Genomic DNA, 23,721 nt, shown 5'->3' on the forward strand with positions numbered 1-23,721 from the left:
GGCACGGCCCGCGCCGGGCACCTCCCGTCACGGAGGAAGCGGAGGCGGCCGGACGGCATACCTCAGCTGGTGCCGGGAGCACCCGGAGGCACGAGCGTCAGCTCGTCGGACGACCCCTCGCGCACAGCGTTCTCCGTGAAGGCCCACGGGAAGGTCTCGTTCGCGGCCCACGCGTCGATCTGGTCGGAGTAGTGGTCGGCGTAGGCGTGGCCCGACTGGCCCGTCGAGTTGACCCACAGCGAGCCGTCGAGGTTGGCGAGGTCGACGACCATGCGCATCGAGGGGCCGGCGACGACGTCGTAGCCCGGTGCCGCAGCGTTCCACGAGTTGGCGTTGACGATGGAGTTGCCGCCGCCGAGCTCGATGTCCTCGCGGTTGAAGATGCTGCGCACGAGCTGCGGCAGGGAGTCGTCGCCCATGACGGGGTGTTGCAGGTCGAGCTGGTGCAGCCGGCCCCAGCGCCACGTCGCGGGCACCTTGCCGAGCTCGCGTGCGAGGTCGAGGCGGGCGTCGACGAGAGCCCGCTTGAGGATCTCGCCGGAGCCCTCGGTGACGCCGGGCGTCGTCTTGTCGTCCCACCACTCGTTCTTCGGGTCCTTGAGCAGCTGCTCGATGACGATCATCCAGCGGCTGCCGCCGTCGGGGGCGAGGTCGGGCGGGATCTCGTCGAAGGTGTAGTCGAGCAGGTGCTTCCACACGGCGTTGTAGTAGGCGGCCGACGCGGAGTCTCGCGACTTGTCGTTCGGCTGGCTGCCGTCCCAGTCGCGCAGGAGGCGCTGGGCCTGGGCGGTGAAGTCGTCGACCTGCACGGCGAGCAGGCGCTCGACGAGACCCGGCGCGTAGGTGTTGCGCACGTCGCCCTGGAACTGCGACATGTCCTGGGGCGACACCTTCGACGTCGAGGCGAGGAGGGTGCGGATGCGCTGGGCGCGGAAGCCGTAGTCCCACTCGGTCGTGAGGAAGGGCTTGTTGCTCGCAGTCACCGCCTGGTTGGCCGTGACGATGAAGCCTTCCTCGGGGTCGAAGGTGTGGGGCAGGTCGGCGGCGGGCACCCAGCCCTTCCAGTCCCACTGGCTGTCCCAGCCCGGCGCGGGCCAGTAGCCGGGCGGCGCGCCCGGGGTCGCCGAGCGGCGCACGGGGATGCGGCCGGGCGTCTGGTAGCCGATGTGCCCGGCGGTGTCGGCATAGACGAGGTTCTGCGAGGGCACGGTGAACTCGGCCGCGGCCTCGCGGAAGTCGTTCCACCCGGCGGCCTTGTTGAGCGCGAAGATCGCGTCACCCGCGGTGCCCGGCGTGAGGGCCGTCCAGGCCAGCGACACGGCATACCGGTTGGACTGGGGAGCACCGCGCACGACGACGCGGTCACCCGCCTCGTCGACCGAGGCGGAGACGTCGCTCATGATCGGGCCGTGCACCGTGGAGCGCACCGTGATGGTGACGTCGGCGCCGCCGGCGACCTTGATCGTCTCCTGGCGCTTCTCGAGCGGCACCCGCTCACCGTCGCGGAGGTAGGTGTCTCCCGTGACCTGCTCGAGGTAGAAGTCGGTGACGTCGGGACGCAGGTTCGTCATGCCCCAGGCGATGCGCTCGTTGTGACCGATGACGACACCCGGCACGCCCGAGAAGGTGAAGCCCGACACCCGGAAGGGGCACGCCTGGGTCACCTGACGGCACTGGAGGTTGACCTGCGACCAGATGCCCGGGATCGACAGCGCCAGGTGCGGGTCGTTGGCGAGCAGCGGCTTCCCCGTCGTCGTGCGCGAGCCCGAGACCACCCAGGAGTTCGAGCCGATGTCATCGCCCCGACCAAGCGTCGAGGGGGCCGCGTCGAGGGCCGCGACGGCGTTGTCGACCGCCTTGGCGCCGTCGGCGCTGCTCAGGGCCTTGAGGGCGGCGGGAGCGGCCGGAACCGAGGAGGCCGCCTGGCTGGTCGCGGAGTCCTTCGCCGCGCCCGGCGCCCAGTCGTCGCTCGAGAGGATCGGCTGGTTGCGGTCGAAGGGATAGGGCGGATAGAGCAGCGCGATCTGGCGCAGCGAGATGCCGCGGCGCGAGAGCCGGGCGCGGGTCAGCTCGTCGTTGTAGTCGCCCCGCAGGTCCCACGCGAGCGCCTTGAGCCACGCGAGGGAGTCGATCGGCGTCCACGGCTCGACGCGGTAGCTCGGGTTGCGGCGCTGGAGCACGGTGTACTCGAGCGACATCTTCTCCGGCGACTCGACCTGGCGGATGTAGGCGTTGACCCCGTCGGCGTAGGCCTGGAGGTACTGCCTCGTCTCGGGCGCGAGCCGCGGCAGCTCCTGCTCGGCGACCCGGCGCCAGCCCATCGTGCGCACGGCCTTGTCGGACTCGAGGCCGGCTGAGCCGACCATCTCGGAGAGCCGCCCAGCCGTCAGGTGGCGCCGCAGGTCCATCTCGAAGAAGCGGTCCTGTGCGCTGACGAAGCCCTGCGCGCGGAAGAGGTCGCTCGCGTTGTCGGCATAGATCGTCGGCACGCCGCGCCCGTCGCGCAGCACCGACACCTTGCTCGTGAGCCCCTCGATGGTCAGCTCGCCCGCGGTCTGCGGGAAGCTCTGCCGCACCGTCGACACGCCGAGCGCCCCGACCCCGACGACCGCCATGACGAGCAGGACGGCGACGACGATCAGGACCCGACGAGCTCGTTTCAACCGTGGCACGCACCGAGCCTAGGTCACCGCCGGGACAGCCCGGCGCAGCCGTGCACGGCCGGTGCCACATCGTTGCCGAACCGACGAACTCCGCGCTGGACCGCCCGGCAGGGCCGCTGGGGCAAGTGGTTTCATGGGCGCACACGTCAGGAGCTGCCCGTGACCTCGCTCGCGTCCATCACGTCGTCGGGAATGGATCTCGACGACCTGACGCGCGTGCTCCTCGTCGGCTCGATCGTCCTGCTCGTCGCCGTCGCAGCGGTGCGCCTATCGGTGCGCTCGGGGTTGCCGTCGCTGCTCATCTACCTCGCCATCGGCCTGGCGCTGGGCAACGCGGGGCTCGGCATCCAGTTCGACAACGCGTCGGTGACGCGCGTGCTGGGGTATGCCGCCCTCGTCCTCATCCTCGCCGAAGGTGGCCTCACGACGTCGTGGGGCAACATCAAGGACTCCGTTGCGCCGGCCGCGCTCCTGTCGACCGTCGGCGTCGTGGTGTCGGTCCTCGTCGTCGCCGTCGCCGCCCACACCCTCCTGCCGCTGTCGTGGACGATCTCGCTGCTCATCGGGGCCATCGTCAGCTCGACCGACGCGGCCGCCGTCTTCTCGGTGCTGCGCAACGTGCCGCTGCCGAAGCGGCTCTCGGGCATGCTCGAGGCGGAGTCCGGCTTCAACGACGCGCCGGTCGTCATCCTCGTCGTCGCCTTCGCGGCGCAGGGGGTGCCCGGCGGCGACTCGCACGCGTGGTGGCAGCTCGTCCTCCTCGCCGCGCTCGAGCTCGCCGGCGGGGCGGCCGTCGGCATCGGGGTGGGCGTGCTCGGTGGCCAGCTGCTGCGCCGGGTCGCCGGTGGCTCGTCGGCCCTCTTCTCCATCGGCGTCATCTCGCTGACGGTGCTCGCGTATGCCGTCGGCGCCTCGCTCCACGTGTCGGGCTTCCTCGCGACCTACCTCTGCGCCCTCGTGCTCGCCAACACGGGCCTGCCCAACCGCACGTCCTTCCAGAGCTTCGGCAGCGCCCTCGGGTGGCTGGCGCAGATCGGGCTCTTCGTGCTGCTCGGCCTGCTCGCCGACCCGTGGGAGCTGGGCGGTGAGCTCCGGTCGGCCATCGTCATCGGCCTCGTGCTGCTGCTCGTCGCACGGCCGCTGGCGGTCTTCGCGTCGGTCTCGTGGTTCCGCATGTCGTGGCGCGACCAGGCCTTCCTGTCGTGGGCGGGCCTTCGAGGGGCCGTGCCCGTCGTGCTCGCGACGGTGCCCCTCACCGAGGGCACGCCGAACACCGAGTGGATCTTCGACCTCGTCTTCGTGCTCGTCGTCGTCTTCACCATCGTGCAGGCACCGACGCTGCCGTGGGTGGCGCGGCGGCTCGGGCTCACGGAGCAGGTGCACGCCGTCGACGTCGACCTCGAGAGCACGACGCTCCTCGAGATCGGGGCGGACGTCATCCAGGTGACGGTCGGCGACGACTCGCGCCTGCACGGGGTGGCGGTCTTCGAGCTGCGCCTGCCCACGGGCGCGAACGTCACGCTCATCGTGCGCGGCAGCAAGGGCTTCGTGCCCGAGCCGCACACGACGATCCGCCACGGCGACCGGCTCCTCGTCGTCGCGACCTCGGCGGTGCGGCCGCGCACGGAGCGACGCATCCGCGACGTCAGCCGTGACGGGCGCCTCGCCGGGTGGCCGTAGCCCCGCTGGTCGTAGACTGACGGGCGGTTCCCTCCCCCACCTTCCGAGCTCGAGGTTCACCCATGCCCACCTACTCCTACGCGTGCACGGCCTGCGGCCACGCCTTCGACATCCGCCAGTCGTTCACCGACGACTCCCTGACGGTGTGCCCGGACTGCGGGGAGACGACGCTGCGCAAGGTGATCCACCCGGTCGGCATTGCCTTCAAGGGGTCGGGCTTCTACAAGACCGACTCGCGCGCGTCCGGCACGGGCGGCAGCGCGGGCAAGCCCGCCGCCGCGGCGGCCGGTGGGTCGGGCGACTCCTCCGGGTCGTCGAGCTCTTCTGGGTCTTCAGGGTCGTCGGGGTCGTCCGACTCGTCGGGTGCCGCGAGCACGGCTGGTTCTGGTTCTGGTTCTGGCGCGGCGTCGAAGCCTGCGGCCTCGTCGTCGAAGCCGGCTGGAAGCTCGTCGTCCACACCCTCCTGACCCGTCAGGGGCCGTTGTCCCCAACCCGGCCGTATGCCGTTCGCCGGGGACCGCTCGCGTCCTAGGCTTCCCGCATGACGACGATCGCCGACCCCGAGACCTCCGGATCCCCCTCGCCGACGACACCGGCGCCTGTCGGGCCGCGCGCCGAGATCGGCGTCATCGGCGGGTCAGGGCTCTACGACTTCCTCGAGACCTACGAGACCGTCGAGGTCGAGACCCCCTTCGGTCCGCCCAGCGACCCGCTCGTCGTCGGTGAGGTCGAGGGCCGAATGGTCGCCTTCATCGCACGACACGGCAGCGACCACCGGTTCGCGCCGCATCGGGTCAACTACCGCGCCAACCTCTGGGCGCTCCGTGCCCTCGGGGTGCGCCAGGTGCTCTCGCCGTGCGCGGTCGGGTCGCTGCGCCCGGAGTACGGTCCGGGCACGATCGTCGTGCCCGACCAGGTCGTCGACCGCACCTGGGGTCGCGCACAGACGGTCTACGAGACCGAGGGGCCGGTGGTGCACGTGTCCTTTGCCGAGCCCTACTGCCCCAACGGTCGTCAGGTCGCGGTCGATGCCGCGCGGCTCTCCCCGCTCGAGGTCGTCGGCGACGGCACGCTCGTCGTCGTCAACGGGCCGCGCTTCTCCTCGCGGGCCGAGTCGCTCATGCACCAGCAGCTGGGCTGGAGCATTGTCGGCATGACGACGATGCCCGAGGCCGCCATCGCCCGCGAGCTCGCGCTCTGCTTCACGACGATCGCCATGGTCACCGACCTCGACGCCGGGGTCGAGGGCGGTGAGGCCGTGACCCACGACGAGGTGCTGCGCGTCTTCGCCGACAACGTCGAGCACCTCAAGTCGCTGCTGCGTGACGCGATCGGCCAGCTCCCGGCCCACGAGGACGACTCCGAGGCCACCTGCCCGTGCCGCCGCGCCCTCGACGGCCTCGAGCTGCCGATCGCCCTGCCCTGATCGGCGGGGCCGGCGCGTGGGGTTCGGACGAGACATGCGGGGGCGTGCGGACCGACGTGGGGGACGGAGCGTCGACGCCTCAACGGGAGCAGGGGTTCGACCCGGGTCGGGTGCGGTGACGGGTGACGGGCTCTCCCCCACACCGCGGCGCCGGTCCCTCAGCGCCCGGCAGCGACTGGCCCGGCGGGCTCGCTGGCGGCGGTGGGCCGCCGCGCTTCTCGCGGCTACAGCCGCCGCGGTAACGCTCTCGGCCCTGGCTCCGCGAGCGACGCAGGCCGGTGGGCGCGAGGTCGTCGTGGTCGTCCGCGACCTCGCTGCCGGCGCCGTCGTCACCCGCGACGACGTCGAGGTGGTCGCCCGCCCGGAGGGCACGGTCCCCGCGACGGGCCTCACGGCGTACGCCGACGTCGTCGGTCGCACGACGGCCACGGCCGTGTCGTCGCGCGACGTCATGACCTCGGAGCGGCTCGTCGGCGCTGCGCTGCTCGCGGGGCAACCGCCCGGATCGGTGGCGATGTCGGTGCCGGTGCTCGACGTCGGCGAGGCCACCCGACCGGGTGCCCGCGTCGACCTCTACACGACGGCGGCCGGCGAGGCCGCGGCCACTGACGTCGTCGTGCTCGCGGTCCGCCGGCCCACGGAGTCGGGGACGCTGCTCGGGGGTGGCGCATCGCCCCAGCTGACCGTCGCTCTCGACACCGCGGAAGCGTCCGCGGTGGCCCGCAGCCTCAGCGGTCTCGACGGCGGGCAAGGTCTCGTCGTCGCCGTCCGGCCACCGACCGGTTTGTCACAGTAGGCTCGGCACGCACGGTGGCTCACCGGACCGCGCCGCGCTGCGGTCGCCAGAGACCCCCACCGGGGGGTGCAGAGAAAGGGATCACCTTCATGCTCAAGGGTTTCAAAGAATTCGTCATGCGGGGCAACGTCGTCGACCTCGCGGTCGCCGTCGTCCTCGGCGCAGCCTTCACCGGGATCGTCACGGCGATCGTCAACGGGCTCATCAACCCCATCATCGCCGCGATCTTCGGCAAGCCCGACCTGACGAAGGTCGCCAACTTCACCATCAACGGCGCCGACTTCTCGATCGGCCTCATCCTGGCCGCGCTCTTCAACTTCATCGTCGTCGCTGCGGCGATCTACTTCATCGTCGTCCTGCCGATGAACAAGCTGCTCGAGCGGCTCGCCGAGCGCCGCGAGCCGGAGCCCGACGCTCCGTCGCCCGAGGTGCTGCTCCTCACGGAGATCCGCGACTCGCTGCGCGCTCGCTGACCAGAGCACCACGAAGGGCGGGAGCCACCCGGCTCCCGCCCTTCCCATGCCCTCCCCCAATTCGAAAGAGCACTCCGTGGGGTGCGCGGGCAATCGAAAGAGCAGTTCGTCGCCCTTCCTCGCGAGCGCGCAGACGCGCTCAACGACGACGAACTGCTCTTTCGATCGGGGAAAGGGGGCCGCTACTTCCGCATGCCGCCAGCCGCGCGGAAGAGCACTCCGTCGGGTGCGCAGGCAATCGAAAGAGCAGTTCGTCGGCCTACCCCGAGACCGCACGGGCGCGCTCAACGGCGACGAACTGCTCTTTCGATCGGTGGGAGTGGGCAGCTGCTTCCGTATGCCGTCAGCCGCGCGGAAGAGCACTCCGTTGGGTGCGCGGGCAATCGAAAGAGCAGTTCGTCGGCCTTCCTCTAGAGCGCGCGGGCGCGCTCGACGGCGACGAACTGCTCTTTCGATTGGGAAAAGGGTTCGCTTCTGCCGTATGCCGTCAGCCGCGCGGTCGGTCAGCCGGCCTCGTGGCGGGCCGGGGCGGCATACGCCTGCGGACGCTCGTAGTCGCCGAGGATCTCGGCGAGCGCCAGCGGACGCGCCGCTTCGTCGTGACGACCGGCGCGCTGGAGCGTGCGGCCGAGCAGCAGGTGGGCGTAGCCGTCGGTCGGCGACTCCGCGGTGATGCGGTTCAGCGTGGCCTCGGCGCGGCCGAGCTGGGCCGAGTGGAAGTAAGCACGGGCCAGGAGCAGCCGCAGGTCGTCGGTGCCGTGGAGCACGTGGTCCTCAGCCGTAGTGGCCGCGGTCTCCGACGTGCCGCCCTCGATCTCCTCGACGAGGTCGGCCAGCGCGAGCGCGGCCTCGCGGAAGTCCCCGCGGTCGAAGAGACCCTGGGCGAACGAGAGCCGCAGAGTGAAGGGCGTCATGGTGTTCATGCGCCTCACAACGCCCGCACGGCCATGCACATTCCACACCCGCCACCATCGCCACCTGCCATGACCCGACGGACTTCCCACCCTCTCTCGACGGACTCCCCCACCCTCCCCGAATCGAGGTGATCCCGACACCGACGTGGGGCCCGCCATCACCTCCATCGGCCGGGGGGGTGCCTGCCATTCGAGGTGATCCCGGCACCGACGTGGGGCCTCGGATCACCTCGAATCGGGGGTGAGTGAGGGGGAGCTGGTCGAGTCGGAGTCACTCGTAGTGCGGGGGGCGCTGCTCCTGGAGCCAGGTGTCGCCCACACCGGAGCGGGCGGGCCGCTCGCCCCAGCCGAGGTCGAGCTCGTCGCTGCTGCGGCCCAAAGCCTTGCCGGGCTCAGCCTCACCTGCGGCCCTGTCGCCACCTGCCGGCTCGGCCGCGGCACCGGTGCCCTTGCGGAAGACCCGCCGCCGCTTGCGCTTCGACGTGGTGTCGGCGGCCTTGCCCTTCGGCGCGCCCGCTGCCGCCTTGCCGTCCGCAGTCTTGCCGTCTGCAGACTCGGGATGGTCGCCCGTGCCGTTCGACTCCTCCGCGTCGGCCGCGGCCCCGGTCGAGTCGGCTGTCGCGTCGACCTGACCCGCTCCGTCGCCGGACCGGGCATTGCCACCGTCACCGCCGTTGCCGCTGCCGTCGCTCGGCCGTGGCGGCTGGATCGCCTTGACGATCGTCACGATGCGGGCGATCTCGCGGGCCGGGTCGCGGAACAGGTCGGTCGTCCAGGCGCGCTCGTGCAGCCACCCGAGCCGGCCCAGCTGCTCGGGGCGCAGCCGGTCACGGTCGCGCGTGCTGTGCAGGGCGGCATACCGCAGCCCGTCGGTCTCGACGGCGAGCAGCCCGCGCCCGCGGTGGTAGGGGTCCTCGACGACGAGGTCGATGCGGTGGTTCGCGGTGCCGAAGTCCTCGTGGACAGTGAGGCCCTCGCGGCGCAGGCGGGCTGCGAGATCGCTGCGCAGCGGGTCGTTCGTCGTCGGCGCGTTGGCGAAGAGGGTGTCCTCGTCGCCGCGGCCACCGCCTGCCTCGGCGTAGGCGAGGAAGTCGCGGAGCATGAGCGCGCCACGAGCCTTGAGCCGCGCGGGGTCGAGGTCGGACGCGCGCAGCGCCGAGACGACCGTCATGCGCGAGCGGGCTCGGGTGATGGCGACGTTGAGACGCCGCTCGCCGCCCTCGATGTTGAGCGGTCCGAAGCGGTGCAGCACCCGGCCGTGCGGCGTCTTGCCGTAGCCGATCGAGAGGATGATCGCGTCGCGCTCATCGCCCTGGACCCGCTCGAGGTTCTTGACGAAGAAGCGCTCCTCACGGTCGTCGGCGAAGAAGGCCGCGAGCTCGGGCGCGCCGCGCAGCGCGTTGGTGACGGCCTCGTCGAGCCGGTCGGCGTGCTTGATGCCGAGGGCGATGACGCCGAGCGACTCGTCGGGCCGGGTGCGGGCGTGCTCGAGCACCAGCTCGACGACCCGTGCCACCTCGCCGTCGGTCGTCTCGATCGTGTCGACGCCGGCCTGCACCACGGCCTGGCCGTCGACCGGCTCGAAGACCACCGCGGAGTCGATCGCGGTGCCCGGGAAGGTCGTGAGCCGGCCGTCGTACATCTGCGTGTTGGCGAACGCGATGAGCCGCTCGTCGCGGCTGCGGTAGTGCCACGTGAGGTCGCGCGTCGGCAGCGCGGCAGACAGGACGTCGAGCACAGACTCGAAGCCCTCGGTGAGGACGTCGTCGGCCGGCGTCGCGCTCGTGCTCTCGTCGTCGGACACGACAGTGAAGAAGTTCGTCGGGGGCAGCTGCCGCTCGTCGCCCGCGACGACGACCTGCCGCGCGCGGCTGATCGCCGAGATGGCCTGGGCGGGCTGGACCTGCGAGGCCTCGTCGAAGACGACGACGTCGAACCACTTGCCGGGCGGCAGGGTCGACGCGACGACGAGGGGGCTCATCGCCCAGCAGGGCTTGATCGCCGTGAGCGCGGAGTGCGCCTGCGGCATGAGGTCGCGAAGAGCCTTGTGCCGCCGCGACTTGCCGCCCTCGGCGCGCACGAGCGCCTCCTGCGCCGGGTTGTCGGCGAGCACCTCGCGCACGTTGCGCGCCACCGCCGCCCGCACCCGCTCGACGGTCGCCTCGAGGTGGGCCCGGTCGGCTGCCGCGAACTCCTCGACGTCGCGCCGCAGTCCCGCACCGTCATGGGCGCCGTATGCCGGGTCGCGCACCGTGATCTCCTTGGCCAGCGACGCCCACCAGACGTGGTCGACCTCCGGGATCACCTGGTCCGTGCCGATGCCGCGGCGCGCGAGGTCCTCGACGAGCTCACCGAGCCCGACACCACGCAGCTCGTCGAGGACCGCCGTCACCTGCGGCAGGACGGCGATGCGCTCGGGCCGGCTGGCGAGGTCAGCGAGCCGGGCGCGCAGGTCGCCGAGCGGGAGCGCGGCAAGCCGCAGCCCGTCGCGGCCGGGCCGCAGCCGGGTGTCGAGCCACGCGAGGTCCTCCTCGAGCCCGGACAGCACGGCCAGACCCTCGTCAAGCCGCGGCGAGATCTCCGGGCGGCCACCCCCGCCGACGAGGGCGAACCAGCTCTGCCGCTGCTCGCTCGCCGCGACGAGCTCGGCGTGGAGGTTGGCCGGGGGCCGGCCCGGGCGGAGCAGGCGCTTCGTCTGCCGGCGGACGCGCCACCGGTCGAGCCAGCCCATGTCGATGTTGCGGGTCTGGCGCCAGTCGCGCGACCCCGTCGCCGCGATGAAGTCGTCGAGCGGGGTGTCGAAGACCTCGGGCCGGAAGACCTCGAGCGTCTCCTTGACCTTGGACATCGTGTGGAAGGCGGACGACCAGTCGTCGACGGAGTTCGCCTCAGGCACCCGCGACTCGGCGAGGATCTGGTTGAGCTGGTCACCGAGCGCGTCGAGCCCGCCACTGCTGCGCCGGCTCGTGATGTCGAGGGCACGCAGGGCGTCGTCCTGGGTGAGGATGCGCGCGCCGAACCACGGGTCGTCGTCGTCGCGGGTCCAGGCGCCGAGACCGACGGCGTCGCGCAGGCGCCGCGAGAGCTCGGTGATGCGCGTGCGGCTCAGCTTGGCCAGGTCAGCGCTGGTCAGGCGTACGTGCGACAGCGGCGCGGGCCGCCGACCGCCGAGCTCGACGAGGGCCTGCTGCACCTGGTGCGCGCTGACGCCCCACGGCTCGCGGGTCTTGTGCAGCGCCTCGACGTGGCGCTGCAGGCGCGCGCGCCGCTCTCGCAGCGTGGCCACGCCGTCGTCAGCCACGGTCGGGTCGTGCCTGAGCGCTGCGTCGAGCGTCTTGGAGAACTGCTGGGCCGTCGCGCGCTTGTTCGTCGGGCCGTCGTAGGCGTCGAGCACGAGGTCGCCGAGCCCGAGCCTGTCGAGCCGGGTGAGCACGGCGTCGATGGCCGCGCGCTTCTCGGCGACGAAGAGCACCGACTTGCCCTCGGCCGCCAGGGTGGCGATGAGGTTAGCAATGGTCTGCGACTTGCCCGTGCCGGGAGGTCCCTTGACGACGAGATGGGCCCCGGCGCGTACGGCCTCGATGACCGCCTGCTGCGACGAGTCCGCGTCGAGCACGAGGTGCTCGTGCTCCGGGTCCGGGTCGGGCTCGGGGTCCGGAAGGCGCAGCCGGACGGCGGCGAGCGCCTGCTCGTCGCCTGCGAGCGCGGCGACGACGTCGTGGTCTGCGAGCGAATCCCCTTGCAGCGCAAGGTCGGCCACCATCGGCAGCTTGGCGTAGGAGAAGGTGCCGAGCACGAGGCGCGGAGCGATGCCGAAGTCCTGGACACGGGCGCACTCGTGGCCGAGGGCGGCATACGCCGGGTAGGGGTCGAAGGTGTTGCCGACGTCGGCGAGGTCGGCGAGCGCCTCGCCGTCGATCTCGATGCCCTGCTCGGAGCGGAGGTACTCGCGCAGCACCGGGTTGAACTCGACCTCGGGACCGAGGTCGATCTCGAAGTCGTCCTGGGCGGCACCGACGGCGCGCAGCACGCAGGGCCGCAGCAGCACCGGCGCGGCCGGCGGACGGGCGGCCCGCGGCACCGACCACGTCGCCATGCCGATGGCGAGGAAGCCGGCGGCGATGCCGCGCTCCTCCTTGAGCTCGAGGGCCTTGGCGCGGATGGCGCGCGCGCGGCGCCGGGCCTCCTCGAGGGCCACCGGTTCGCGGACGAGCTCGGTCAGGCGGGTGCCGTGGCCGGCGAGCAGCTTGGCGACGCCCCCGGGGTGGGCGGTCGTGAGGTCGAGCGTGCCGGAGGGGAGGTCGCGATACCAGAGCAGCGTGTTGCGGCCACCGAGGTCGACGAGCGTGCGTCGCCACGCCGTGACCGCCGCGGCGACGCGGTCGGCCCGCGGGTCGCCCGAGGTCGACGCAGCCGGGGGGGCGGGGTCGTGCCGGGGGGCGTCCGTCATCCCTGCAGGCTAACGAATGGGAGGGCGCCGCCCCGGCACCGACAGCCGGAACGACGCGGATGCTCCTCCCCCGCCGGGGGCAGGGCCCGAGGAAGTCGGCGGGGAAGGAGCGGGCGCGGTTCGATCGGGGTTCAGTCCTGCTCGGCCGGGGCTCCGCCCTCAGCCCTGCGCCACGGTGAGCGGGAAGGTGCCGGGTGCGGTCGCCTCCCACGTCGTCGTGTAGCTGCGCAGGTAGCTGTCGAGGTAGGGCGAGCGCTCCCCCTGCGTGGGTACGTCGGTGCGCGGGCTCTGCAGGTCGAGCGCGAGCGAGGCCGAGGACACAGTGATCGTCTGGCCCGACGGGGTGGCCGACCACGAGCGGGTCGTGTTCGTGCCGACCCCGACGACGAGCTGGTGGCCCTTGCGCAGGGTCCAGTCGGTCGACTTGAGGTCGAAGGCGACCGTGCCGCCGCGCACGAGCGACATCTGCTCGTCGAACATCACGGCCGTGCCGTCGGGGGCGACGTCCCACAGGCGGACGAGCACGTTGCCCGTGCCGCTCGTGCCGCCCGTGCTGCTCGTGTCGAGCGAGACGCGCGGGGTTCCGACGACCCGCACGTCGTTGACGACGGGCTTGGACCACGAGTAGTACGCGTTGCCGTCGTCGGTGGTGCGCGGCTTGGGTCCCCTGGCGCGCTCACTCGCGCCGGGCGGCATACCGGGAGCACTCTCCATGTCGTAGGTGCCCGCGTCGGCGGCGGCGACCCCGGCGGCGGGGCGTCCGGCGTCGTCGACGTAGCTGCCCGGCTGGAGCCGAGCGGTCGTCGAGCGTCGCGTGGCGGGCCACGTGTCCTGCGCGCGCCAGGTGCCACGGCTGTCCTCGATGACGTATGCCGGGTCGGTGACGGTGGGCGTGACGCCAAGGAGGTGCGCGTCGTAGAAGCGCATCACCTCGGCGAACCAGCCCTCGCGGCCCATCCGCAGCACGCCGTCGGCGCCGGTCTCGGTGCCGCGCACGTGCTCCCACTGGCCGAGCCAGCCGCGCTCGGGGCCGGTGTGGTTGTCGAGGTACTGCTCGATGTCCTCGGGCTTCGTGTTGGGTTCGATGAAGCCCTGGGTGACGAAGAGCGGCACCTGCGAGCCCTTCGCCTGCTCGGCGAGGTTGCGCGCCTTCCAGTAGGTGGAGTCCGGGTCGGGGTTCTGGGTGTCGGTGAGGTTGTTGGCGAGGCACTCGGGGTGGGCGACCTCGTAGGCGGCGTTCTGCTTGTAGCGGTCGGAGTCGTCGGCCATGCCCTTGAGGTTCGCGATGCCGTTGTAGGCGCGCGGGGTACCGAGGTAGTTGGGCCGGCGGACGCCGTTGCTGAAGAGGTAGTTGTACATGTCCCACACGGGCTCCTGCGCGACGACGGCCTCGAGGCCCTTCGGCGCGAGGTTGGCGCCGACGAGACCGGTCGAGGCGTCGTAGGACTTGCCGTAGAGGCCGACCTTGCCGGTCGACCACGCCTGGCTCGCCGACCACTCGACGGCGGCCTTGACGTCGGCCTGCTCGCCGGGGCCGACCCAGTCGAGGCAGCCCGTGGAGCCGCCGAAGCCGCGCAGGTCGACGAGGACGACGGTGTAGCCGCGCTCCATGAGGTTCGCGCCCTCGATGAGGTCGTTGAAGCGCTCGGAGGGGCCGGTGCCGGTGAAGCCGTCGTCGCCGGTCTGCCCGCGGTGGGCGAAGTAGGGGCCGACGGAGAGGATGACCGGCGTCTTGGCGCCCGCGGGGAGGCCCGCCGGGCGGAGCACGTCGGCGTGCAGCTCGACGTCGCTGCCGTCGGAGGACGGGAAGTACTCCTCCGTCCAGAGCGCCCCCTCCGGGACCCGGGGGTTCTGGTCGTGGGAGACGGGGGCGCCGGGGGCGGGGATGACGGCGGTGGGGGCCGCGGTTGCTGTCGAGGTGGCTGCGGTTGAGGTGGCCGCGGTGGCTGTCGGTATGGCGACGGCGGCCATGGTGCACGTCAGCGTGGCGGTCGCCAGCATGGCGATGGAGCGGGAACGGTGCATGAGGTGCCTCTTCGGTGTGAGTGTCCTGGCTCTCTCGACGCTAGAACCGGACAAATCACCCAGCAACTCGAAGTGGCTCGGGCGGGGCGTGGCGGGGGGGTCTGGGGCCCGCTGGGCTCAGCGGAAGCGCGGCGGCGCGTACGCCTTGGTGGGCGGCACGTCGTAGTCCCAGCGGCGCAGGATGTCGTATGCCGTCTTGAGCCTTTGCGTGAGATCGACGTGGTGCTCGTGGTCCGTCTCGGGCCAGTCGGTGCCCGGCTGGCGCACGTGGGCGACGTTCGTCGGCCCCATGAGGGTCTCGCGGAGGAACTCGGCCTGGTAGGCGCCGGTGCGGATGGCGAGTACCTTCTCCTGGCTGCCGTGCCTCACGATCCCCTGCGGCTCGAGCGTGCGCAGGAGGCGTCCGATCTGCTGGCACTCGAAGGCGCCGAGGTAGGGCGAGTTGAGCGCGAGGGCGTCGTCGAGCTCCTCGTGCGGCACCTCGAAGGCGAAGGCGAGCGCCTGCTGGAGGCTGCGGAACTGCGCCGCGTCGATGATCGGGACGTCGACGAGCGGAAGGAGTCCGCCCGTCACGGGCGGCCGCGGTTCGCCGCGCTCGTCGCCGCGGTTGCCGAGGGAGACGATGCGCGGGAGCCAGTCGGCCCTGGGCTTGTCGTGGTCGACCGCGCCGTCGGGGCCGACCGTGGCGTTCATGGTGTCGTGGACGCACTGGACGTGGAGCATGCGAGCGCTGTTGAAGTCGGCGACCGTGGCGGTGTCGAGGGTGAGGTCGTGCAGGTGGGCGCACTTGGCCTCGAAGACTTTGGCGATGACCTCGTCGCGCACCTGGGCATAGGGCCTGGCGCCCCGGTTGCCGAGGTCGGTGATGACGGCCATGAGGGCGGCCCACTCCGCGTCGCTGGTCGGACGACGAAGGAAGGGGACGCCGCTGAAGGAGATCGGGCGGATGGAGTCGACACCGTTGAAGGTGACTGCCTCTCCGCGGGCTTTGGCGTCGTGGCGGTCGAAGAAGGCGCGCAGCCCCGCCTCCGGGTCGGCTGGCCATTCGCGGTTGGGGTCGAAGAGGATGCGGTGGTGCGGGAACTCGACGTAGACGGCGTGCTCGTCCACCTCGACCCACCGCTTGCAGAGGTCGCTCGTCGTCATGTCGGAGAAGTCGTGCTGCTGCCGCTGGGTCAGGCCTGGCTCGAGGAAGGGCGCCAGCTCGCGCGCGAGGGCTGCCGTGGCGTGCGGCCCGGTGAGGATGAGGTCGATGCGGGGCGCCACCTCCTCGAACGGCACCTCGCCCTTGCCGCGGTAGAAGACGAGGTCGTCGAACCCGAACGCCTTGCCCTCGGGGATCCAGACCAGCCCACCGGGCTGGTCCTGCTCGAACGCTCCGACGTGGGCCACGACTGCCTCCTCGAAGAGGGCCTCTGACTACTTCGAGTCTATGGAGGCTGGGAGTCGGCGTCCGAGAAGTCGATCGGGCCGGGGCAGGTGGTGACGCGGTTCACGAGGCCACGGGCGGTAGGCATCGTTCGGAGGGAGGCTCTGGGTCCACTACCCTGTCAGCGTTTGGCTGAACCTGTCTTCGGCGTCGCAGTGAGAGCTGCAGCGATGGCGTTGGAGACGGTCTGCCGGACCCCCGCCCTCGTAGCTCAGGGGATAGAGCACCGCTCTCCTAAAGCGGGTGTCGCAGGTTCGAATCCTGCCGGGGGCACCACGCAGCAACCGCAACGAGCCGAGACCGTCCGCAGAAGGTCAAGGGAACGAGCGAGTGGGTGTCAACGTGCGGAAATCGGTGCCTCCCCCCTGCCACTCCTTGGGTCCGGGCTGTATCTCTGCAGTTGAGCGCCCTCCTGTCCTGCCAGCCGTGGACCTGATGGTCAGCTGCGGCGTCGACTCACGTACCCGAGACGCCCCCACAGGTTCAGCAGCCCGAAGCAGTCGGCACCAGCGAAGAACGGAAGCACCGGTAGTGAGGTTCCGCAAAGCCGCCGATGAGGATAGGGACCCCCTGCCGACAGCGACCCAGTGGTGCGAGAAGGCCAGAGGCACACCGCCCACTGTGACGCACCCCGTCGAGTTGGCGTGCCCGCCGGCCGAGACTGAAATCTGCAGGACTGCGGCTGACGCTCTACGTCAGCGCCCCGAGGGGAGGGCCTTTCCCAACTGGCGGTGCGGGATCGCGCCCGAGTCGCCGTGCCTCAGGGCTCAATTGTCACCTCTAACGGAAGCCGTTGGTCGACACTGGATCGGTAGACCGTCCGGGGTGTAACACCCCAGATGAGGAGAGGCTCTGTCAGTCTCTACGCATGTTTGACGCGACTTGGAACGACGAGCCCCTTTCCGGACCTGGTGGCGACACCCTGGCTACCAGCCACGTCGCCAAGACGGCGGCCGACGTGATCTCCGCTGCTCACTCGGCGGAGGGAAGCGTCGTATTTGGCCTATCAGGTCCCTGGGGGAGCGGGAAAACGTCGCTGATCGAGATGACGCGGCGTTACCTAACGGACGAGCATAGCTCGCAAGGCTGGCGCATTGTTGACTTTACCCCATGGTCCACCAGTGGCGTCGATGTGATGCTGACTGAATTTTACGCCACGATAGCCAGCGCTTTACCCACACAGGGGGCCAAGACTGCCAGAAAGGCTCTCACCGGATTAGTGCAGGTTAGCGCAATCGGTTTGAAGGCAGTGCCAGGGGCCGGGCCGGCGCTATCAGGAGGCGCAGAGGCGCTTGCCAAGCGATTAACGGCCACAAATTGGCAGAGGAGCTTCAACGCTGTCTCGATGGCCTTAAGAGACTTGGGGCTTCGAATCTTGGTTATAGTGGACGATATAGATCGCCTGCAGCGAGACGAGCTCGTTGCCCTACTTAAGGTGGTGCGGCTCCTGGGTAGATTCCCGGGAGTCACCTACCTTTTGGCGTACGACGAAGGAACTCTTTTCTCAAACCTGCAGAGCGCGGACCTCGGAGCAGAAGGCCGCGAGGGCGCACGACTATTCATGGAGAAGATTGTTCAGTACCCCCTCACTGTTCCACCGCTTCTCAGGTCGCAGATGCTTAATATGCTTGACTCGGGCATCGCTTCGGCTCTCTCCGAGCTTGAACGCGAAATCAACGAGGCGGACTACCGATTATCCATGCACGTGGACGAGTTCGAGTCACAACTAACAACCCCACGCAGCGTCGCGCGATTCTTGGCTCAGATTCGCCTGCATCTGTCGATGCATGCCGTAGGGGAAATAGATGATGTGGACCTCATTCTTCTCACCTTTCTGCGCGTGCAGTTTCCAGACGTTTACGCACGGCTCCCGCGCTGGCGCCGCAGGCTGACTCACTCGCCTTCCATGTGGGAGATGGCTAGCGAAAGCAACAAGTCCGTGGACTGGAGCCCTCTTACTGAAGGTATCGGTGGTGAAGAATCCCGCGCCGACGCACGTGCAATTCTGACAAGTTTGTTCCCTGCAATAAAGGGCGACGCGAGTCGGGAGGGCCCTCACGTATCGTCTACGGATTATTTCAATCGATACTTCGTGCATGCCGTCCCTCCGGACGACATCTCCGACTCAATGATCGACGACGCTCTTCAGCAGGCTATGACGCAAGGCGCCGGCATAGACAGGATGTCCAGCATGCTGAACGATGCAAATCATGATCGCGCCGATTTGGCATATCGAAAATTGGTCCGTCACCCTCTGAACAAGGAGCCATCGACGGTTTCTACCGTGCTCATTGAGAATGTCATGTCGATCTTGCCCGAGCTGGATGACAGGTCAGGTCGAGGCATTCTCGGATTGACCATGCGAGACAATGTCGTTCGATGGGCAGGCGACCTTCTCCGGAGGCTGGGGACGGGAACCCCACCGAGCGTGGTCGCAGCCGCGGTGTCCGCATGCGGCGAACTAAGCCTCCGTCTGAACGTTCTATGGATGGCTGCGCGAACGGGTGAGTCGGAGGCTGCGGTTCCTCTGCCTTTGACTGACGCTGTAGCGCAAGGAGTGCGCGACGCCTTCCCCGAATTCCTGAGGCATCTTGAGCTACGCGATGCCGCCCCGGCCGAGCAACACGTCCATGTTCATCTCGACTTCGTTGCGGCATTTGGAGACGTTGATACCGCCAAGAACAAAATCTATGAGCTCCTCGACCGGGAGGTTACGGTGGAAGATGTTGCAGCCCGATGCCTCACCCTTCAATATCTATATGTGGAGAAACCAGTGGCGCGGCTCGGTGATTTCGACCAATCCCTGTTCGCGCGCTTTGCGCCTGCCGAGGATCAGTTGTATACCACAGACATCGTGGCTAACGTTGACCGTGAAGATTTGTCGTGGGCAAATCGACGAAGATACGTCCGGGGGCGGGTCAAGGCGCCAATGTGAGTTGCCGGGGGTCGTCGCACCAACTTCGATCGCTCAAGCACCTAGGGCCAGCACTTCGAAATACAACGGCCAGCCCCAGTCCCGAATCCCGGGCGCTACTGTCGCTAAGATTGATGCACCGGACATCACCCTGGGATCGATCAACATCGAGGCCGAGGACCCGGCTTGCGCTGGTCAAGTTCGCAGCATTAGTCGCTGGCGCGCGGACAAAAGGCTCAAGGCGTACGCGGCGTAGCCTCATGGACCTGTCAGTACGTGTAGACAGTCAGCCCAGCCGAGAACGAAGACTTCTCGCACAGCGTTCATCAGAGGTTCCGCCGTTGGACGTGAGCAGATGGCAAGGAGTCCCCGTGTTATGCCGGTTCGTCTGGCGCCAAGCGGGCTTGCTCCGGCTCGAGCTGCTTGAATGTGGACTCCGTCGTTAGGGCGCCCAGATCGAACGCTTCCGGGAGCTCGACGCAATCGATCTCAAGCCGTTTCCGCAGGCGAGCAGCCGAATCCAGCGCTTTCTCTTTGGCAAGATTGGCCTCTCCCTGCGCATTGAACCACGCAGCCTTCGTCCTCCCAGGGAGAGCCGCGAGCGCGGGTCCACCCTTCAGGATGGCACCCATCAGGCCGAGCGCGGCGGCGCCGAAAGTCGCGTGCTCAGTAGCAATGTCGACCCACATCGACCCGGGCCGCAGACGCACACGGGGAGTGCCTCCCGCAGCTGAAGCGTCTAGCCAATCGACCCTCCCCGCGGTCGCACGCTCGGCCTCGTACGACAGCACGTGAACGCAGTCGCCGTACATGTTGTGCATGTCCGCAAGAAGCATTGTCAAATCGGACAGGGCGACGCCGGCTCTGTAGTCAAGCTCGCCACGAGGGCCTCGAACGAACCGGATGGAGACGCGGTACTGCCTGTCGAGGTCTCCAGCCGACCGGAGGTGCGCAAGCCTGTTCCCGACCGGTTCACCGGCGCGACCACTTAGCACTCGGACGTGAGTGGTGGGCAAGGAAGCCAACGACTTGAACCCCACAGCGCTGCGTGTCGCCCCTTCGACCGTGCTGTAAGTCTCACTGGACGTCATGGCAGTTCCGTCGTCCGCAACAAGCCGGATCATGTAACTTCCATCCGTCAGTGGCTCGACGATGATCTCTCCCATCGACGTGACTTTACCGGTGCCGCCGCGCGCCGACGCAACAGCGTCACGTCGCCGCCGGCTGACGCCAAAGCACGAACGGGTCTAGCGAAGAGCCGGAAATGCTAGGGAGAGTGACTGACGCGAGCGTCCATAGCCCTCTTGCGAGTCTCCCTCGTGTTCCCTGCACTGCGAACTGAGTTCGCACGAAGCACGGTCGCCCTGGACAAACAGAATGGCCGTCTCAACCGTCTGCACAAGTCGTGGGAAGCCGCGCTGGTGGCACCCGCGTCATATACCACGCACCCAGGAACCGACCTCTCCGAAGATCACGTCCTCCGCGGGCCAGAACATGTACATAGTCCCTGCCGTGACGACGGTCCTGCTTGTTCAAACCGAATCGGTTGGGCGGTCCGAGATGTCGCATTCGCACTGGTCAGTTCGCTTGATGGCGCACACTTGAGTGTGAACCTTCCGCCTGGCCATTCAGATGCCGACCGCGCATCAAATCGACGCCGGCTTGAGTGTGAAGCGTGCCGTCGGACGACGCCATCCACCACTCGGGTTCAGAATACAGTTGGTCGAGTTCGTCGAGCATAGCCCTGGCACCCCCCTGGCCACGATTGTCTTGGCCGTTATCGCCACTGTCCCGCCGTCATCGGCAAGACCAAGCATGCGCGACCGCCTTTGGAGACAGCTCCACGCGTTACCTCATCCTTATGGATCCCAGTTCGCGCCACCTGACAATCATATCTCGGGCAGCAGCCTTCGCCTCGGAACGCTTCAGCCCCCCATCTCGAAAGACCTTGACTAGAGCGGTGAAGAAGATGCCTTCCCACTGTTCCTCAAAGCCAGTGGGAGGAAGCTCGATGAGCAGGCGCGGATGATGCATCGTTGTTGACATGCGGTCCCCCGCCACGCCGTGCTGCAGATATATTGCGCGGGCAGACAGGACCTGATCAACCAGTCCTGCCTTTTCGGGCAAGGCAAACGTCGGGGCAATCGTGAGTTCAATGGGTCGTTCGAATCGCAGGCGGAGAAGTAGGCCGTCGCGGCCCTGAGCCCACTGTGAATGGCAGTCCCCCGGCCCCAGGTACTGATGAACACGAACGAGTTCTGCGACATCCGGGTGGTCACTCATGTCGACCATCACCACCGGGACGAGCCTCCCAGCAGCAGTTCCCTGCTTCCCGATCGCGCCATCGGCTACGACCCGCATCAGGGAATTCCGTGAGATGCGTTCCAACTGCCTACGACCCATCCTCATCCGCCTTCTTGAGCTGCTCGTGGACGAATTGGGAAGGTAAGGTAATGTCGTTCCCGAAGGTGTCAGTAAGCACAAGCTTCAACTCCTCGACATCGCGGTCGTCTGTCAATCCTCGCTTAGTCGTAATCTGCAAGGATCCTGCCGCAGCACTGTTCGCGGGTATGGTGAACGGGAGAGTTAATGCGCCAGGAGGCGGGCTTGACTCATTCGGCCGCCAAGGTGCCTTGAGGTTCACTGGCCTCCCGTCGACAGCATACTCGAAGCATAGGTCAGCCTCAGCCAGTGCATTTCCCCGATCGGACGGATTCCGAATCAGTAGATCAAAGATGTAACGGCGTTCTCTATCCGAAACCTCACATGTTGCAGAGATGAGCCGAATGCTTAGGGTTGCCTTGCGTCGCTCCTCTTGCGCCTGGGAGATCTCCAACGATTTGTTAGATGTGGCCGAATTGCGCCTTGTTAGTCGGTACCCCGCGACGCCCAAGAGAAGCATTGCGATTGGCACTAGGCCAAGCTTTGGAGTGTCTTGGAACCATTCAATCAGCTCATTCATTGTGCGAGATCCTAGTGCGCCTCGGGCATGACTTCTGCAGGGTCTGTGGCAGGTGCCTCACTATGGGGATGAGGCGGCAGTTGAAAACTATCCTGACGGGGGCGCGTCGGGGTCGTTCGACACAGGCTCTTGCCCGAGACTCGTCCGCCCGCATCCCGCTCGGAGTTTGGCTTCGATTGCCCTCGACCCTCTGCGACGGGCACGGCATGGACGCCGCACCTCCGGCGATGGAGCATGTAGAGGACCACAAAGACCGGCCCCAGGCTTTCGTCGATCAGAAGTGAGGGTCTCGAGGTGGGGCTGGTCGAGGGTCGAGCGAACCGGACCTGTCGAGCTGAGCCCGATGTTGCCAGGCCCCTCGATACCCGAAGCCGCAGCCCGCTTTCAGCCCGGAACGGACACCCCGACAGGGGCACTTTGGCTGGTAGCCGCATGTCGGACTCGAACTGTCGCGCTGACGCGAACCGCACTCACCGCAAAGGAGCATGACATAGGGCCGACACCAGGTCTCCCCGGCGCCGGCCCTCATCCTTAAGTCAGGACGCCTTGCTTCCCTCCTCCTTCTCCGCGAGGGCCTTCCACTCCTCCGCGAGCTTCACGACCTCCATCGGCACGAAGAAGCCGCGCGCGCGCTGGAAGCCCTTGATCGCCGGGTCATAGTCGGGGAGCAGCAGGTCCTCGGCGTCGTCGGGGAGCAGGCCCTTCTCCTGGGCCTCCTCGGTGAAGCGGTTGACCGGCCGGGTGAAGCCCTTGAGCGAGCGGCTCTCGTCGTAGTGGCCGAGCTCGTAGACCTGGTCGCGAGAGACGTAGCCGGTGCCGTTCTTGATGGCCTCGAAGATGACCGCTACCTGGACGTAGTGCTTGCGGAGCAGCTTGGTGATGACGTCGAGGTAGGCCTTCTGCGTCCAGCCGGACGGCTCGACCTCCTCGGGGATGACGGGTGCCGGCGGCGCGTCCGTGCCCTGTACGGCGGCGGCGGACAGCTTGTCGATGAGCTCGAGGAGCTCGGTGCGTGCCGGCGTCGACCAGTCAGTGACGTCGGTGGTGATCGTGGTTCCCATCGTGGGATCCTCCTTGTGGCTGATCCTGGGGTGGGTATCTCTAGCGGGAGACCACCCCAGGATTGGTTGTGTTTCGTACAAGTCGTACTGTATACGAACAGGGGCCTGTACACAGCATCTTAAGCGTTTTGTGTTGTGCATGGCTTTATAGGCCCCCCGTGGAGGGCGCCCGCGCGGGCTCTCAACCTGTCGGTGAGTACTTGGACGGGTCGCGGCCCTTTCGCACATTCACCGCCTGGGGCGGCACGCTGCTTCGGCACCGTCCCGACCCTCGCATCCAATCGACGTCATTCGTGCTGGCGCCTCCAACCGAGAGCGACTCCGCTGGTCGCTTCGTCAACCGTGCCTCCGGCTCGACTACCTGGGCTTCGCATTGAAGTCTCACGCGGAGCTCACGGCCAGGAGCGCCGACTCGGAAGACTCGGTCCGTCTCTCCCCCGCCCCTAGTCCGAAGATCAAGGTGGCCACGCGTGGGTGAGTGCCCACAGGCCTGGTGGCGCTCTGGCGCGGTGGGCGGTCAGGCGGCGGGTTCGAGAGTGACTCGGTAGCCGAGGTGTTGGAGTTCGCGCACGTGGTTGCGCATCTTGCGGTTGAGGTTGGCGCGGGAGTCGTAGTAGTCGGGGCCGAGGTCGTGGAACCGGGTGTTCGGCTCGGCGAGGAGGTGCCAGATGATGACCAGGATGGAGCGGCCGACAGCGACGATGACTCGCTGCTTGCCACGTCGTCGGGCGATCCGGCGGTAGCGCTCGCCGAGGAAGGTGTCGGTGCGGCCAGCCGACACGGCCGCCTCGCCCAGGGCTCGGGCTAGGTAGGGGTTGCCGTGCCCGGCGGCGCCGTTGCCTTTCTTGCGGCCGGCGGACTCCGTGATCCCTGGCGCGAACCTGCCCCCGGAGGACAGCGCGGAGTCGGGAAGCGCGTCATGTCCAGT

The 23,721-nt window shown here is 68.4% G+C and carries 16 protein-coding genes and 1 tRNA gene; 7 read left to right on the top strand and 10 right to left on the bottom strand.

Annotated features, from left to right (window positions below):
- Positions 1-62: 62 nt before the first annotated feature.
- Entirely contained in the window at positions 63-2,672 is a 2,610-nt protein-coding gene (locus tag FHX52_RS10940; RefSeq protein WP_246069820.1) for a penicillin acylase family protein, read from the bottom strand.
- Between the two features lie 150 nt (positions 2,673-2,822).
- On the opposite strand from FHX52_RS10940, the gene FHX52_RS10945 reads away from it, so the two are divergent.
- From FHX52_RS10945 to mscL, 5 genes are all read left to right on the top strand, one after another.
- Positions 2,823-4,343, top strand: a complete 1,521-nt coding sequence (locus FHX52_RS10945; protein ID WP_141821903.1) for a potassium/proton antiporter — start codon at positions 2,823-2,825, stop codon at positions 4,341-4,343.
- Positions 4,344-4,405: 62 nt separating this feature from the next.
- Positions 4,406-4,810 carry an FmdB family zinc ribbon protein gene (locus tag FHX52_RS10950; RefSeq protein ID WP_141821904.1) on the top strand — a complete coding sequence of 135 codons (405 nt, stop codon included), beginning with the start codon at positions 4,406-4,408 and terminating at the stop codon, positions 4,808-4,810.
- A 74-nt stretch (positions 4,811-4,884) separates the two neighbouring features.
- Complete coding sequence (locus FHX52_RS10955) at positions 4,885-5,769, top strand: S-methyl-5'-thioadenosine phosphorylase (protein WP_141821905.1); 885 nt, start codon at positions 4,885-4,887, stop codon at positions 5,767-5,769.
- Between the two features lie 115 nt (positions 5,770-5,884).
- The gene (locus FHX52_RS10960; RefSeq protein ID WP_185747187.1) at positions 5,885-6,565 is read left to right on the top strand and encodes an SAF domain-containing protein; all 681 of its coding nucleotides are present in this window, start codon (positions 5,885-5,887) and stop codon (positions 6,563-6,565) included.
- 89 nt (positions 6,566-6,654) lie between these two features.
- Positions 6,655-7,038 carry a large conductance mechanosensitive channel protein MscL gene (gene mscL, locus FHX52_RS10965; RefSeq protein ID WP_141821907.1) on the top strand — a complete coding sequence of 128 codons (384 nt, stop codon included), beginning with the start codon at positions 6,655-6,657 and terminating at the stop codon, positions 7,036-7,038.
- A 503-nt stretch (positions 7,039-7,541) separates the two neighbouring features.
- Here mscL and FHX52_RS10970 read toward each other — a convergent pair.
- From FHX52_RS10970 to FHX52_RS10985, 4 genes are all read right to left on the bottom strand, one after another.
- Positions 7,542-7,961 (bottom strand): tetratricopeptide repeat protein, encoded by a 420-nt coding sequence (locus tag FHX52_RS10970; RefSeq protein WP_141821908.1) that lies wholly within the window; start codon positions 7,959-7,961, stop codon positions 7,542-7,544.
- 262 nt (positions 7,962-8,223) lie between these two features.
- Positions 8,224-12,402: an AAA domain-containing protein gene (locus FHX52_RS10975; protein ID WP_141821909.1), complete on the bottom strand. Its 4,179-nt coding sequence runs from the start codon at positions 12,400-12,402 to the stop codon at positions 8,224-8,226.
- Between the two features lie 159 nt (positions 12,403-12,561).
- Entirely contained in the window at positions 12,562-14,427 is a 1,866-nt protein-coding gene (locus tag FHX52_RS10980) for a CocE/NonD family hydrolase (protein ID WP_141821910.1), read from the bottom strand.
- Positions 14,428-14,544: 117 nt separating this feature from the next.
- On the bottom strand, positions 14,545-15,819 hold the full coding sequence (locus FHX52_RS10985; protein ID WP_141821911.1) for an N-formylglutamate amidohydrolase: 1,275 nt from the start codon (positions 15,817-15,819) through the stop codon (positions 14,545-14,547).
- 237 nt (positions 15,820-16,056) lie between these two features.
- Between FHX52_RS10985 and FHX52_RS10990 the strand changes: the two genes are divergently transcribed.
- Positions 16,057-16,132 (top strand) — tRNA-Arg (locus FHX52_RS10990).
- Positions 16,133-16,724: 592 nt separating this feature from the next.
- A complete protein-coding gene (locus tag FHX52_RS10995) occupies positions 16,725-18,791 on the top strand; it encodes a KAP family NTPase (protein WP_141821912.1) in 2,067 nt (688 codons plus the stop codon).
- 353 nt (positions 18,792-19,144) lie between these two features.
- Here the strand turns inward: FHX52_RS10995 and FHX52_RS11000 are convergent, their stop codons facing one another.
- The 5 genes from FHX52_RS11000 to FHX52_RS23850 form a co-directional block, all read right to left on the bottom strand.
- Positions 19,145-19,936, bottom strand: a complete 792-nt coding sequence (locus tag FHX52_RS11000; RefSeq protein WP_141821913.1) for a hypothetical protein — start codon at positions 19,934-19,936, stop codon at positions 19,145-19,147.
- A 412-nt stretch (positions 19,937-20,348) separates the two neighbouring features.
- Positions 20,349-20,510: a hypothetical protein gene (locus FHX52_RS23845; protein WP_185747188.1), complete on the bottom strand. Its 162-nt coding sequence runs from the start codon at positions 20,508-20,510 to the stop codon at positions 20,349-20,351.
- Positions 20,511-20,618: 108 nt separating this feature from the next.
- Positions 20,619-21,131: a hypothetical protein gene (locus FHX52_RS11005; RefSeq protein WP_221630540.1), complete on the bottom strand. Its 513-nt coding sequence runs from the start codon at positions 21,129-21,131 to the stop codon at positions 20,619-20,621.
- A 1,137-nt stretch (positions 21,132-22,268) separates the two neighbouring features.
- Positions 22,269-22,793, bottom strand: a complete 525-nt coding sequence (locus FHX52_RS11010; RefSeq protein ID WP_141821915.1) for a hypothetical protein — start codon at positions 22,791-22,793, stop codon at positions 22,269-22,271.
- A 517-nt stretch (positions 22,794-23,310) separates the two neighbouring features.
- The gene (locus FHX52_RS23850; protein WP_185747189.1) at positions 23,311-23,574 is read right to left on the bottom strand and encodes a hypothetical protein; all 264 of its coding nucleotides are present in this window, start codon (positions 23,572-23,574) and stop codon (positions 23,311-23,313) included.
- Positions 23,575-23,721 lie beyond the last annotated feature (147 nt).

It is taken from the genome of Humibacillus xanthopallidus, assembly GCF_006717145.1.
Taxonomy (GTDB): Bacteria; Actinomycetota; Actinomycetes; order Actinomycetales; family Dermatophilaceae; genus Humibacillus; species Humibacillus xanthopallidus.

Bases quoted from the DNA above. Each gene is read 5' to 3' on its own strand.
- FHX52_RS10950 (WP_141821904.1), top strand. From the start codon at position 4,406: ATGCCCACCTACTCCTACGCGTGCACGGCCTGCGGCCACGCCTTCGAC.
- FHX52_RS10955 (WP_141821905.1), top strand. From the start codon at position 4,885: ATGACGACGATCGCCGACCCCGAGACCTCCGGATCCCCCTCGCCGACG.
- mscL (WP_141821907.1), top strand. From the start codon at position 6,655: ATGCTCAAGGGTTTCAAAGAATTCGTCATGCGGGGCAACGTCGTCGAC.
- FHX52_RS10970 (WP_141821908.1), bottom strand. From the start codon at position 7,961: ATGAACACCATGACGCCCTTCACTCTGCGGCTCTCGTTCGCCCAGGGT.
- FHX52_RS10975 (WP_141821909.1), bottom strand. From the start codon at position 12,402: ATGACGGACGCCCCCCGGCACGACCCCGCCCCCCCGGCTGCGTCGACC.
- FHX52_RS10980 (WP_141821910.1), bottom strand. From the start codon at position 14,427: ATGCACCGTTCCCGCTCCATCGCCATGCTGGCGACCGCCACGCTGACG.
- FHX52_RS10995 (WP_141821912.1), top strand. From the start codon at position 16,725: ATGTTTGACGCGACTTGGAACGACGAGCCCCTTTCCGGACCTGGTGGC.
- FHX52_RS11000 (WP_141821913.1), bottom strand. From the start codon at position 19,936: ATGGGAGAGATCATCGTCGAGCCACTGACGGATGGAAGTTACATGATC.
- FHX52_RS23845 (WP_185747188.1), bottom strand. From the start codon at position 20,510: ATGCTCGACGAACTCGACCAACTGTATTCTGAACCCGAGTGGTGGATG.
- FHX52_RS11005 (WP_221630540.1), bottom strand. From the start codon at position 21,131: ATGCGGGTCGTAGCCGATGGCGCGATCGGGAAGCAGGGAACTGCTGCT.
- FHX52_RS11010 (WP_141821915.1), bottom strand. From the start codon at position 22,793: ATGGGAACCACGATCACCACCGACGTCACTGACTGGTCGACGCCGGCA.